The organism is Nitrosomonas communis, assembly GCF_900114745.1.
Classification (GTDB): domain Bacteria; phylum Pseudomonadota; class Gammaproteobacteria; order Burkholderiales; family Nitrosomonadaceae; genus Nitrosomonas; species Nitrosomonas communis_A.
Genome location: NZ_FOUB01000089.1, coordinates 1 through 12,173, shown reverse-complemented (window position 1 = coordinate 12,173; position 12,173 = coordinate 1). Strand labels below are relative to the sequence as shown.

Sequence of the window (12,173 nt, the reverse complement as noted above, 5' to 3'; positions counted from 1 at the left end):
TGACCATGCATTGAATCTTTTATAGATAGAATTCCAGCAGCCGAACACCCTGGGCAGATCGCGCCACGGACAGCCAACCCGCATTCGATACAGTAGGCCTTCTACCGTCATGCGCAGATTGCGCTTGTTATAAATCGATTCTTGAAGCAGAATCTTCTCCAGCTTCGACCAGTACTCATCATTGAGCATCATTCGGGGCATCGCAAACTCGTTTTGTTGGTGGTGTAGGAACCCCAATATTACGAGTTTGTTTCTATCTATGAAATACTTATCTTAAAACGTCAACAGACCCTAGCCAAATTTCATGACATTTTGCAAAGGCGTACCTATATCAAGGAAGTAAAGCAACTGCGTTTGGCTAGCCGGCACTTTCGACATGCCAAGAGGAGAGCTCAAGCCCGACGAGCGCTAAAGCGACTCAGAACCATCGCTCATACATTGATCCGGGAGCTTCGCAGAAAATTACCCCAGCATTGTCTGTTTGAACGCTATCAAGCAGATTTTCTGTGGTATGAACAGATATGGCAACAGCAACCCAAAGACAAGAATAAAATCTACTCCTTGCACGAGCCGCAAGTGTACTGCATAGCTAAAGGTAAGGAGCACAAACCTTACGAATAGGGCGCAAAGGCATCAATTGCTTCGACTGCACAAAGCAACCTGATTGTGGGGGTTATCAGTCATGAGCGCAATCTGCACGATAATCATACCTTACCAGAGATACTCAAGCATGTGGAAATATCGCGTGGCAAAGCAGTCAAACAAGCAGTATGTGACCGAGGCTACCGTGGCAAAAGTGAAGTCATGGAACCCGAATCATCTTGCCTGGAAAGGCACTCAAGAAGGATGCCGAAACCAGAAAGACAAGAAGGGCAAACAATGCAAAAGGCGTGCGGCTATTGAAGCTCTTATCGGGCATTTGAAATCAGATTTCAGATGGTCACGCAATTATCTCAAGGGTGTGATGGGTGATCATGTTAATCTACTGATGGCAGTTTGCGCCTGGAATCTGAATCAATGGCTATTGGCCATTTTTTGGCTGCTTTTTCCATGGTTACTGGAACGAAATAACCACCTTATCAGCCGTTAATAGAGTTGTAAGCCTCGTATCCTCGCTCAGAAAGGGGAGGCTTCGTTCCAGGAAATTTAAATTGATATCCTAAAAATTGCTTTTTTCAGGGGCGACTAATTATTGTTAGGCTCTTTTTAATTAATTTATCAAAGCTTAACAATCTGTACAGTTTTAGGGACCACTTCAGGCCAGCTTCGCCAATGTCTTGGTAACACCAAAGCGCGCTTATAAGTATAAAGGGAACGATGATTACCATGAGGTGTCATTAATAAATGATGAGGCCGACAATATAAAACTCTCATTTGACGAATAACAATGTGATAATATGTGCGGACGTTTTGCTCTTGCTTATCCACGTGCCAACTTGATCAAGTGGTATCATGCGGTGACAATGCCGGAGATCGAGCCGCGCTATAACATAGCGCCTTCGACCGATATTGTGGTTATTCGTGACAGTGACACTGGCCGTGAAGGATTGATGATGCATTGGGGACTGATTCCTCCTTGGGCCAAGGACCCCAAGAAGCTGCCCTTGTTGCTTAATGCACGTGCCGAATCGCTGGCGATAAAGCCAACGTTCAAACACGCATTTCGTCGGCAGCGCTGTCTTATTCCAGCCTCTGGCTTCTACGAGTGGAAACAATCATCAGATAGCAAAAGTAAAAAGCCGTTCTATATTTCTTCCAAAGACGGTCCGCTCTCCTTCGCAGGATTATGGGAAACCGCAACAGTTGATGAAGTAGTCATCAATAGCTGCACCATCATCACCGCCAGTAGTAACGAATTGATGCGTACCATCCATGATCGCATGCCTGTGATTCTTCCTCCCGAAGCTTGGGATACCTGGTTGACTCCTTCACAGCTACCTGATGATGCTTTAATGTCTATTCTTATGAAACCGCTTGCTTCAGAACATATGCAGCTATGGGCAGTGTCACCTGCAGTAGGAAGGGTAAGTAATCAGGGAGAACAGTTAATCCAGCCGGTAAATGAATGAATTTCTAAATGGGCGGCTATCGATGAAAACCTCATCTAATTTACCGCATAACACATATCATCCTCAAGAAAAATTGCAAGGATCAGTAGAAAGAGTTACCTTTCACAGTGAATCATCCGGTTTCTGTGTTTTGCGAGTTAAAGTCAAAGGTCAGAGAGAACTCATCACCGTAATTGGTTCAGTAGCTTCTGTGACGCCAGGTGAATATATCGATTGTCTAGGCTGCTGGGTCAATGACCGACAACACGGCCAGCAGTTTAAATCCGTCTCTATCAAGATTGTTCCCCCTACTACGTTAGAAGGGATTGAAAAGTATCTGGGCTCCGGCATGATCAAAGGAATTGGCCCCCATTTTGCCAGAAAATTGGTGAAAGCGTTTGGTGTAGACGTGTTTGATGTGATTGAATGCACACCTGATCGGCTAATGGCATTACCCGGCATTGGCAGAAAGCGGCTAGCGCGCGTCACAAATGCCTGGGCTGAACAAAAAGTCATCCGTGAAATCATGGTGTTCTTGCAATCGCATGGTGTCGGTACATCGCGCTCTGTGCGTATCTACAAAACCTATGGCGAACAAGCCATCGAAAAAGTGAGAGAAGATCCCTATCGGTTGGCGTTGGATATTCACGGTATCGGGTTCAAAATAGCCGACACACTGGCACAGAAACTGGGCATCGCGCCAGATTCCTTGATGCGCGCACAAGCCGGTGTCCGCCATGTATTGCAGGAATGGTCAAATGAAGGCCATTGTGCTGCGGTGCGCGATATCTTACGCGACATGTCTGTGAAGCTGCTGGATATACCTGCACCTGTTATCGAGGAAGGGATCACTGCCGAGCTCGTTGCAGGCAATCTGACAGCTGAAACCATTGATCAACAAGAAAGCATTTTTCTGACTCCGCTTTATAGAGCGGAAATCGGATGCGCAAATCACCTGCTACGCCTCAATCAAGGTCAACCTCTTTGGGGAACCATTGATGCGCACAAGGCTATTCCCTGGGTGGAAGAGCAGACGGGACTTACTTTATCTGCCTCCCAGCGTGCAGCCATCGAATTAATGTTACGGCATAAAGTAACGGTCATCACAGGCGGCCCGGGCGTGGGCAAAACCACGTTAGTTAACAGCATCCTGAAAATCTTGAAAGCCAAACATATCCATATCGCGCTGTGCGCCCCTACCGGCAGGGCGGCCAAACGGCTTTCTGAATCCACGGGATTAGAAGCCAAAACTGTTCATCGCTTGCTGGAGTTTGATCCAGCCATCTTTTCCTTTAAACATAATGAAGAATGCCCACTGGAATCAACAAGAAAGCATTTTTCTGACTCCGCTTTATAGAGCGGAAATCGGATGCGCAAATCACCTGCTACGCCTCAATCAAGGTCAACCTCTTTGGGGAACCATTGATGCGCACAAGGCTATTCCCTGGGTGGAAGAGCAGACGGGACTTACTTTATCTGCCTCCCAGCGTGCAGCCATCGAATTAATGTTACGGCATAAAGTAACGGTCATCACAGGCGGCCCGGGCGTGGGCAAAACCACGTTAGTTAACAGCATCCTGAAAATCTTGAAAGCCAAACATATCCATATCGCGCTGTGCGCCCCTACCGGCAGGGCGGCCAAACGGCTTTCTGAATCCACGGGATTAGAAGCCAAAACTGTTCATCGCTTGCTGGAGTTTGATCCAGCCATCTTTTCCTTTAAACATAATGAAGAATGCCCACTGGAATTGGATTGTCTGGTAATCGATGAATCATCCATGATGGATGTGACGTTGATGAATCAGTTGTTAAAAGCAGTACCTTCAAAGGCAGCACTATTGATTGTCGGTGATGTGGATCAACTGCCTTCCGTGGGGCCAGGTGCAGTATTGGCGGACATCATCGACTCGGGGAAGATTGCCACCGTCAGATTGACCGAGATTTTCCGGCAGGCGAGCACTTCAAAAATCATTACAAATTCGCATCGGATCAACCAGGGGTTGTTACCTATAACCACTCATGCTCAGGGTTTGAGCGATTTTTATTGCGTTTATGCTGAGACGCCAGAGGAGATTTTTAGCAAATTAATGCAAGTTGTGCTCGAACGGATACCGGACAGGTTTAATCTGCACTCGGTCAATGATATACAAGTGTTAGCACCAATGAATCGAGGGGGGTTGGGTGCGCGTTCGCTCAACATTGAGCTGCAGCAACGATTGAATGGATCAAGTGAACCTAAGATAATGCGTTACGGTTCAATTTATGCGCCAGGCGATAAGATCATTCAGCAGATTGAAGTCTCGTTGGCTTACGCCATCAGCATTCATAAGGCGCAAGGCTCCGAATATCCTGCGGTAGTCATTCCTCTGGCGATGCAGCATTATATGCTTTTGGAGCGAAACCTACTCTATACAGGTGTTACACGTGGCAAGCAATTGGTTGTCATCATTGCGCAACCCAAAGCGCTGGCCATGGCGGTCAAGAATCAGCGCTCACAACGCAGAGTAACCAATTTAATTTCCCGGCTCAATAGTTGAGGAATGTTGAGAGCAATATCTGGTCGTGTAGCGTGCTGGGACTTCACGTACCAGACGGATTCCCACCAATATGTAGCGTGAGTGCGGCGAAGGCCAGTTGCGATAAGCTAGCGTGTGTACAAAGCCCAAGTATGCCAAGAGCCATCCCTTTATACTCGTATGATTCCATCGGCGGCTCCTTGCAGATCGTCGATAGGTGATTTTATGTAATAGTCGCCTGCATACCAATCAAAGACCCATTCCCATACGTTGCCGTGCATATCATAAAATACCCAGGCATTTCGCGCAAAGCTGCCAACCAGTGCAGTGAAGGCAAAGCCATTATGACCCAAGAGCGCAAATTGTGCCCGGCGTAACCAATATTCCTTGATATCTAAATCAAAAATATTAGCGACCTTAAGCAGGGATTCGGGAATTCACCAGCAGGTACTAGTATAAACTTCATGCCTAGAGAATTCTCAATTGCTGCAGCGATGTACCTTGCTCATCAGCAAGGGTTGAGGCAGATATTATGAATGTTATTTCATTTCTAAATCAAAACTGACATTGTCAGTTTTGATTTAGAAATGGAATTAGAACACAAACCGGCGTTGCAGATAGCAATATTGTGGCATAAACCATTTCCATTAGTGTGGAAATAATGTGCGTTCCATTGTATCTGGATTAATAAATATATTGTTGGCTTGTTGGTCAAAAGATTTGATGAAACTCATGAAGCAATCAGCAGCGCATCGGTCAAAATTGTTTTGAGCATTTCAAACATTTGTAGTCGAAAAAACTTATTTTTTGTATATATACGCGACACAGTAGAGATTTTGCAATCGCTAATAACCGATTACTTATAGCAAAACAAGTGCCTCACCATTTCTGTAGAAATTGCTGCTAATCAGGAATGAATAACCCGCTGCAAGAAGCAGGATGTTATAAGAGGATTAATTGTTTGTCTTTGTATATTTATTGATACTCTATTCCCTGCTTTTTAATATAGTCCCTTATTGTACTTTCATTTAAATAGCAGCCAACCGTGCTGGTGAAATAACTTTCAGTCCAAAATTTCCCACTCCACAACAGTTTCTTCACATGAGGGAAGCTATGATCATTTCTAGTGTATGACAAGGAAAGTGAGGGGGTGAAGCATGAAGTTAGATTACTCTTCATTTAAAAAATTGAAAGGAAACATTTTTTATCCCTTTTTCTTCATGACTGTCTTGTGTTTTTCATTTGAAGCTCATTCCACCGAGACGTATAAAAGGATCGTGGAAGGCTTGGAGCCCCACAGTATTACGATCATTGGTGAAAGCCATCAGCTACCTGAATCTATCCAATTCTTCCAGGAATTAATATCCAGCTATCTACAGCAAGATAAATGCTTGACTGTTGCCTTGGAAGTTGTCAGCAGTCAACAAGCAATTCTTGACCAGATTGTAGAGGGTAGAGCATCTAAATCAGATATTAAGCTACTTCCTATGGTCGATCATACTTCCTATCGCTCATTGATTGATGATCTGGTTAGAATGAAAAGGAGAGGCAACTGCCTGAAACTGATCGCCATCGATGGCGAAGGGCTAAACGTCAATCAGGACAAATGGATGGCCGACAGGCTGGCAAAGCAAATAAGCGAGATACCGATATTGGCATTGTTGGGTAATCTTCACACGCTAAAAAAAATTGGTTGGAACTCGTCCATGGGCAAGGCATTCCCTTATGTTGCAGAGATACTGGTGTCTCAAGGGCATCGAATTAAAACCTATCCGCAAATCTGGCAGGATAAAACCTGTAACACTCAAAATCGGCTCATTTCTTCTGATGAGCAGAAGACAGTTAGTCTGCTCAATCGCAGCTTAATTTCTCTGCTTAATGCTGCTAAATACGAAACAGTAAATGATGTTGTTGATGGTGTTATCCTTTGGGAGTGTAAGTAATTGTTACATTAAAGTATGATAGAAATAGAATAGTAATAGTTTAAAATCAGTTATTTTTGCCACAAGCAGCGACTTATTAGGTTGTTTTTCCTATTGGAATGGCTAGTTTGGAATTTCTTACTGTACAAAAAGAGTAAGGATTTATAAATATGAGATTAAATTTTATTTGAATTATTGCTGTAATTTTTACTTTGGGATTAACACTTAAATATTACATTTAACTACACTTTTACTTTCGGAAGCCACACTACAATATTTTCAAATCAGAAGAAAATGAAAATCTCCATTGCTACATTTAATGTAGAAAACCTTATCACTGCAGGTAAGCCAATTTATGATGAAACCAAACCATATTATAGCCAGAACCAATACCAGTATAAAATAGATTGGATAAAGAGCCAGCTTGAGAAGATGAATGCCGATATTATAGGTTTTCAAGAAATCTTCGAAGAGCAAGCTCTCCGAGAGTGTTTAATAAAAACCAAGATGGCAAACTGGCATCTCTTTGTCGCTAATCCTACCGGCAAAACTCCTGTAAATGCTATTTTAAGCAAGTTTCCTATCAATAACACAGAAGTAATTGAAGATGTGCCTTTTATTTTTGATTTTTTTGACGAAAAAGAGATGACTGCTCCTTTGGATAGTGAAACGATCAACATTCCTTTGAAAAAATTTTCAAGAAGTGTTTTAAAAGCGGAAATCAAGGTCAATGAAGCTGTTTCAGTTTTAGTGATAGTTTTACATTTAAAATCAAAGAGGCCCATTTTAGCCGATGGTATCGATAGGAATACTGCAACTTACCCCGAACTGGCAAAAGGTAGTGTCCGTTCTTTGATTAGAAGAGGAATTGAATCTTGTGGAATCAGACAAATTCTATCTGATGAAATAGATAAAGACGAAACTAAACCTATTTTTATTTTAGGTGACTTAAATGATAACGACACTGCTGTAACTAACCAAGCTATTATTGGAGATGAACCTTTTCGCAATCTTCCACCACAAGTAAAAATAAAAAAATGGAAACATGTGTTTCAAAACTGTAAAGATGTACAAGTACGTAAAAGTATTGAGAATTTTCACTACACATACATACATAACGGGCAATACGAAAGCCTTGACAACATTTTTGTGAGCAATCATTTTGCTGAATTAAATTCCAAGAAAATAGGACGGATTATTGACGTCCGCTTATATAACGATCATATCATTGACAACAAAACATCAATGGATGAAAAACCAATCCATGTCTCAGATCATGGACAGGTTGTGGCGAATATCAATCTATTTGAGACAATACCTCCTGCTTCATAATAGATTTATCGCAAAAAATAATGCCGATAAGATAAGTTTATCCAGTTGTATCACAGGCTTAGCATACGTTAATATTTAACGTGAGTTCGACATAAGAAAAGCTGTAAAAGGAACCTGAATTCCTTATGATGAAGGGGTTTTGAAAAAGAATTTCATCCTGAGAAGAGTCAGATTCCCATGGATACTATAACGATTTTTTGTGCGAGTGACGAATTTTGTAAAGAATTTGAGCCGCGGTGGGAGCAGCACTTATTAGAGTCGTCGCTGAAACGGCGTCGGTGGCAAGGGGCGCTGTGTCTAAGCGAAGTCATGACCATCATGGTGGGATTTCATCTATCCGGTTATCGCACGTTTAAGCACTATTACCTGAATTACATGTTGAGGTATCAATGGGGTTATTTTCCAAGGTTGGTGAGCTACAACCGCTTTGTTGAGTTGGCTTTAAGGTAGCCTGGTGCCCTTGTGCTGTTTTCTGACCAGCCGCTTTGGGCAATGAAGTGGGATCAGCTTTATTGATTCGACCAAGATCAGTGTGTGTCACAATCGCCGCATTGGGACGCATAAAGTAATGGCAGAGTTTACTGCTCGGGGAAAGACCAGTGTGGATTGGTTTTATGGGTTCAAGTTGCACCTGGTCATCAATGACCAGGGAAAATTGCTGGCAATCGAAATCACGGCGGGCAATGTGGATGACTGTGACCCGGTACCAGAGTTGACGTGCTTCTTATTTGGGAAATTCTTTGGCGCTGATAAGCTTTATCGCCATACAGTTCATTGCTGTGTAATGTGGCCGAATCTGATCAAATATCTTGCCATCATGGCCGCTGGCGCCGGTCACACCAATGTACTTAGGGACCGGCAATGAGCCTAGTGGGCGGCGCCCTATGATAGGGACCCGAACAACTATAATAGAAGAAGTTCCTTATTGAGCAGAGTAGCCTGAATCCGCCAACTGTTCGCTACACAGGATAACTAGATTGCTTAAGAAATAGTTCTGGTTCATTATTACTCATAACGAAAGAGGAACGATGACAGCAGAGAAGGGCAACCAAAACCTTAGTGTAGCGGTAATCGCAGGATATATCAGCTGTAAAACGCGGCATGGATTTTTAGGCTAAAGAAAAGATATGCATCGTGCTTGAAAGGGAAAAGCTAAAGGAGATTGATATGAGCGTTGGAAAAATAGCTGTCGCGCTTTGGGTGGTGACAGTGAGTGCTTTTGCTTTCTATTTTGTACGAGGCAACATATCCATCAGCGCGGATCAGCGGCATGCCATTCAATTAAATACTGAGGAAAAGGATTTTGTATTAGCTGAGATGAGGAGTTTTCTTTTATCGATCAATGGCATATTAAAGGGACTTCATGAAAACGATATGATTGCTGTATCCAAAGCCGCAAAGTCAGCTGGTATAGGCATGGCCGTCGATGCTTCACCTTTACTTATGGTGAAGCTACCACTTGAATTTAAAATCATGGGTATGGGTTTGCATAAGGATTTTGATAAGTTATCAACGGATACCCAGGCTGGAATAGACAGGGATCAAGTCATTCATAAATTATTTGAATTGACGAGTAAATGTGTGTCTTGCCACCAGGTCTACCGCTTGAGTACTGATTTGACAGATTAGTAGGAGTTAGCAACAGAAAAGCCGGCTGCCCCGAAGAGATAAACGGCGTAATTGCTCATTGCTTGCGGCCGAGATAGTTGTTTTCACTTGTTCGATATAAAAGGTCATTTGGAGTATCGATCATATATGTAATCATATTTAGCTCATCCATAGGCGGATTAAACATGCACCTTAAATATATTGCAACCTATATCGCCATACTCCTTCTCTTGGACCAGGCGATCGCAGCGGATGAAACACGGGAGGCTGAAACCGCTGAGAGTAAGGCGGAGGTACTGGAGCAGAAAGCTGCGGCCGAGGGTAGCAACAAGCCCCCATCTACTACTGAGATCATCACAAAACCTGAAGCACAAGCGGTCGACCCTGTTGGCAAAGAGCCTTTAGACGATGCCGTCACATGTCTTTCACGAACCATCTACTGGGAAGCTAGAGGCGATGGGAATGCCGGAATGGAAGCAATTGCCAATGTTGTTATGAACCGACTAGGCCATGATGGTTTTCCCAATACAATTTGTGGAGTGGTCCAGCAAGGTCGCGAACAAGGAGCCTGCCAATTCTCATGGTGGTGTGATGGCCGCTTGGATGACGCAGAGGAAAATGAACCCTATGCGACCGCCAAGGAAATAGCTAGAAAGGCGCTTAATCAGCAACTGACGGATCGAACCAGTGGAGCATTGTATTACCACCGTCATAACGCATCTCCCAGTTGGTCCGGAGAATATATCAAGACGGTAAATGTGGGCAAACATGACTTCTACAAGCCTCCTGGCGACGCGGCAAAATAGGTCCCGATACATTTGGTTCCCGAAGAGACCCTCCATGAATATTACTTCATACATGGTTGATGGTTTCAGTTTGTGGGGTGTCAATTTAGTTCATTCTTCTACAGGGGGAATCTACGTGTTAATCCGCGTGTCACTAGCATGAATCAGGGGTAGGAGGTCACCTATATATATATATATATAGCGTAACCAGTTAAGAATGATTCAGAATATATAGAATTTGAAGAGCATCTCAACGGTTTGGTTTTGTTGTTTACGCAGTGCTTTGGCGTATGCCCATTTGTGCTAGATGAGACAATGAGAATACTCTTTGAATCATTTCTAGCTGATTTTGCCATATATATAACACTTGGTTTTATATTAAGTTCGCTGAACTGATTTGATGCATGCATCGGGGCGACCGTTGGACTTAGTTTTTGCGTCTACTTTACTTAGTACCCATGCTTTTTGTATCACATCTCGGTAGACTATTAATATTCTTATGATCTGCCTAATTACTGGCTTTTCAATGTATTGCTGAAATCGTGAGGTGGCAGATGCGGCTATTCCTACAGGAAAATAGTAAGAAATATTGAGGTATAGTATATCTCCTATAGATTGATTATAATTTAGGGATGACCTATCCGATATCATTTCGCCGTAAAGTATTATCCGTTCGAGAGAAGGAGAACCTTACTATCGCGCAAGTGGCCAAGCGTTTCTGCGTAGGTATAGCCAGTGTGACGCGCTGGATCAAGACTCCCGATCCCAAGACCACCCGCAACAAGCCTGCAACCAGGATCGACAGGGAGAGGTTGGCGCAGGACGTCAAGAATTATCCAGACGCGTATCAGTACGAGCGCGTTCAAGCGTACCAGGCGGGCTAGGCGTCAGCACCCAGGGCATCAATCACGCTTTAAAGCATCTGGGTGTGACTTATAAAAAAAGCCTGCGTTATCCCAAAGCCAGCGAAGAAGAGTGGCGTATCTTCCAGGAAAAAATTGAAGGCTATGAGCACGAAGGCCGCGTCATCGTTTACCTTGATGAAAGCGGCTTTGCGCATGACATGCCGCGTACGCATGGCTATGCGCCTGTGGGTGAGCGCTGTCATGGCGTAAAAGATTGGCATGCAAGAGGCCGAACTAATGTTATTGGCGCCCTGATCGGAAAGACGCTCCTGACCATAAGCCTGTCCATAGCCAATATCACCGCCGACATTTTCTATGCATGGGTGACGCAGGACCTTTTACCTAAACTTCTACCCGCTTGCGTGATTGTCATGGACAACGCAACTTTCCATAAACGGCTGGATATCCAAACCACTATTGCCAATGCCGGGCATACGCTTGAATATCTGCCGCCTTATTCCCCAGACTTAAATGATATTGAACCAAAATGGGCCCAGGCCAAAGCTATCAGAAAAAGGGAAGGTTGTTCCATCGAGCAGCTCTTTGCCGCTTATGAAATTTAAATCATTTTATATAGGATCGGCTATAATATTGCACATTTCTTACAGAAATACTTTAACAAGTGCCATCATTCGTAGCTTTTCTTTACTCATGTTGATCACCATGCCTTGCAAAATGACCAATTCAGAATCTACTTGTGCAGGTTCAAATCACTTACGATATGATATTTAAATATAAAATTAATTCATTGATACCAGTTTAGCTTGCTTTCTAATAAGTAATTGACTAGTAAAATAAAATTACCTGTTAGTGAATTAGTCTAATGATTTTGAGGAAAATATGAAATTAAAAATATCCACCTTAAATAAATAAGGTAATCCCCCGGCTATGCCGGGGGATTATTAAAGGTTTGACCGCGTGATACTGTCACCGTGATTCTTTTAGCTTGATCAAGAGCTAGGAGAATCAAATGAGAGATTATCAGAGTTTGGCCCATACGACATGGGACTGTAAGTACCATATCGTATTTATTCCGAAAAGAAGGAAGAAAGTGATA

Annotated in this window: 12 protein-coding genes and 3 pseudogenes; 12 read left to right on the top strand and 3 right to left on the bottom strand. The window is 43.3% G+C overall.

Annotation, left to right across the window (positions count from 1 at the left end):
• On the bottom strand, positions 1 to 201 hold a 201-nt coding region (locus BM122_RS18750; RefSeq protein WP_143083342.1), incomplete at its 3' end, for a transposase.
• A 102-nt stretch (positions 202 to 303) separates the two neighbouring features.
• Between BM122_RS18750 and BM122_RS26635 the strand changes: the two are divergent.
• The 4 genes and pseudogenes from BM122_RS26635 to BM122_RS22760 all read left to right on the top strand — a co-directional run.
• Positions 304 to 1,090 (top strand): annotated as a pseudogene (locus tag BM122_RS26635) (transposase); the annotation flags it as partial.
• A 307-nt stretch (positions 1,091 to 1,397) separates the two neighbouring features.
• Positions 1,398 to 2,069, top strand: a complete 672-nt coding sequence (locus tag BM122_RS18740) for an SOS response-associated peptidase (protein ID WP_074907046.1) — start codon at positions 1,398 to 1,400, stop codon at positions 2,067 to 2,069.
• 22 nt (positions 2,070 to 2,091) lie between these two features.
• Positions 2,092 to 3,405, top strand: a complete 1,314-nt coding sequence (locus BM122_RS22765; RefSeq protein ID WP_143083536.1) for a helix-hairpin-helix domain-containing protein — start codon at positions 2,092 to 2,094, stop codon at positions 3,403 to 3,405.
• Entirely contained in the window at positions 3,350 to 4,585 is a 1,236-nt protein-coding gene (locus BM122_RS22760) for an ATP-dependent DNA helicase (protein WP_074907045.1), read from the top strand. The genes BM122_RS22765 and BM122_RS22760 overlap by 56 nt, the downstream gene beginning before the upstream one ends.
• Before the next feature lie 149 nt (positions 4,586 to 4,734).
• Here BM122_RS22760 and BM122_RS24445 read toward each other — a convergent pair whose 3' ends face one another.
• Together BM122_RS24445 and BM122_RS26325 are read right to left on the bottom strand one after the other, a co-directional pair.
• The gene (locus tag BM122_RS24445; RefSeq protein ID WP_074907044.1) at positions 4,735 to 4,917 is read right to left on the bottom strand and encodes a formylglycine-generating enzyme family protein; all 183 of its coding nucleotides are present in this window, start codon (positions 4,915 to 4,917) and stop codon (positions 4,735 to 4,737) included.
• A 622-nt stretch (positions 4,918 to 5,539) separates the two neighbouring features.
• On the bottom strand, positions 5,540 to 5,743 hold the full coding sequence (locus BM122_RS26325; protein WP_083398601.1) for a transposase: 204 nt from the start codon (positions 5,741 to 5,743) through the stop codon (positions 5,540 to 5,542).
• On the opposite strand from BM122_RS26325, the gene BM122_RS18715 reads away from it, so the two are divergent.
• From BM122_RS18715 to BM122_RS18675, 8 genes and pseudogenes are all read left to right on the top strand, one after another.
• Positions 5,722 to 6,507 (top strand): RuvC family protein, encoded by a 786-nt coding sequence (locus BM122_RS18715; protein WP_074907043.1) that lies wholly within the window; start codon positions 5,722 to 5,724, stop codon positions 6,505 to 6,507. The genes BM122_RS26325 and BM122_RS18715 overlap by 22 nt on opposite strands.
• Before the next feature lie 273 nt (positions 6,508 to 6,780).
• A complete protein-coding gene (locus BM122_RS18710; protein WP_074907042.1) occupies positions 6,781 to 7,818 on the top strand; it encodes an endonuclease/exonuclease/phosphatase family protein in 1,038 nt (345 codons plus the stop codon).
• A 177-nt stretch (positions 7,819 to 7,995) separates the two neighbouring features.
• Positions 7,996 to 8,563: pseudogene (locus tag BM122_RS26630) on the top strand (transposase); the annotation flags it as partial.
• Positions 8,564 to 8,985: 422 nt separating this feature from the next.
• A complete protein-coding gene (locus BM122_RS18695) occupies positions 8,986 to 9,447 on the top strand; it encodes a hypothetical protein (RefSeq protein WP_074907039.1) in 462 nt (153 codons plus the stop codon).
• Between the two features lie 164 nt (positions 9,448 to 9,611).
• On the top strand, positions 9,612 to 10,232 hold the full coding sequence (locus BM122_RS18690; RefSeq protein ID WP_074907038.1) for a cell wall hydrolase: 621 nt from the start codon (positions 9,612 to 9,614) through the stop codon (positions 10,230 to 10,232).
• A 611-nt stretch (positions 10,233 to 10,843) separates the two neighbouring features.
• A complete protein-coding gene (locus BM122_RS26320; protein WP_371264951.1) occupies positions 10,844 to 11,095 on the top strand; it encodes an IS630 transposase-related protein in 252 nt (83 codons plus the stop codon).
• A gap of 17 nt (positions 11,096 to 11,112) precedes the next feature.
• The gene (locus BM122_RS23595; protein ID WP_371264952.1) at positions 11,113 to 11,679 is read left to right on the top strand and encodes an IS630 family transposase; all 567 of its coding nucleotides are present in this window, start codon (positions 11,113 to 11,115) and stop codon (positions 11,677 to 11,679) included.
• A 407-nt stretch (positions 11,680 to 12,086) separates the two neighbouring features.
• A pseudogene (locus BM122_RS18675) lies at positions 12,087 to 12,173 on the top strand (IS200/IS605 family transposase); the annotation flags it as partial.

Coding starts and splice junctions, on each gene's coding strand:
- BM122_RS18695 (WP_074907039.1), top strand. CDS start 8,986: ATGAGCGTTGGAAAAATAGCTGTCGCGCTTTGGGTGGTGACAGTGAGT.
- BM122_RS26325 (WP_083398601.1), bottom strand. CDS start 5,743: ATGAAGAGTAATCTAACTTCATGCTTCACCCCCTCACTTTCCTTGTCA.
- BM122_RS18690 (WP_074907038.1), top strand. CDS start 9,612: ATGCACCTTAAATATATTGCAACCTATATCGCCATACTCCTTCTCTTG.
- BM122_RS18740 (WP_074907046.1), top strand. CDS start 1,398: ATGTGCGGACGTTTTGCTCTTGCTTATCCACGTGCCAACTTGATCAAG.
- BM122_RS18710 (WP_074907042.1), top strand. CDS start 6,781: ATGAAAATCTCCATTGCTACATTTAATGTAGAAAACCTTATCACTGCA.
- BM122_RS22765 (WP_143083536.1), top strand. CDS start 2,092: ATGAAAACCTCATCTAATTTACCGCATAACACATATCATCCTCAAGAA.
- BM122_RS18715 (WP_074907043.1), top strand. CDS start 5,722: ATGAAGTTAGATTACTCTTCATTTAAAAAATTGAAAGGAAACATTTTT.
- BM122_RS22760 (WP_074907045.1), top strand. CDS start 3,350: ATGAAGAATGCCCACTGGAATCAACAAGAAAGCATTTTTCTGACTCCG.
- BM122_RS26320 (WP_371264951.1), top strand. CDS start 10,844: ATGACCTATCCGATATCATTTCGCCGTAAAGTATTATCCGTTCGAGAG.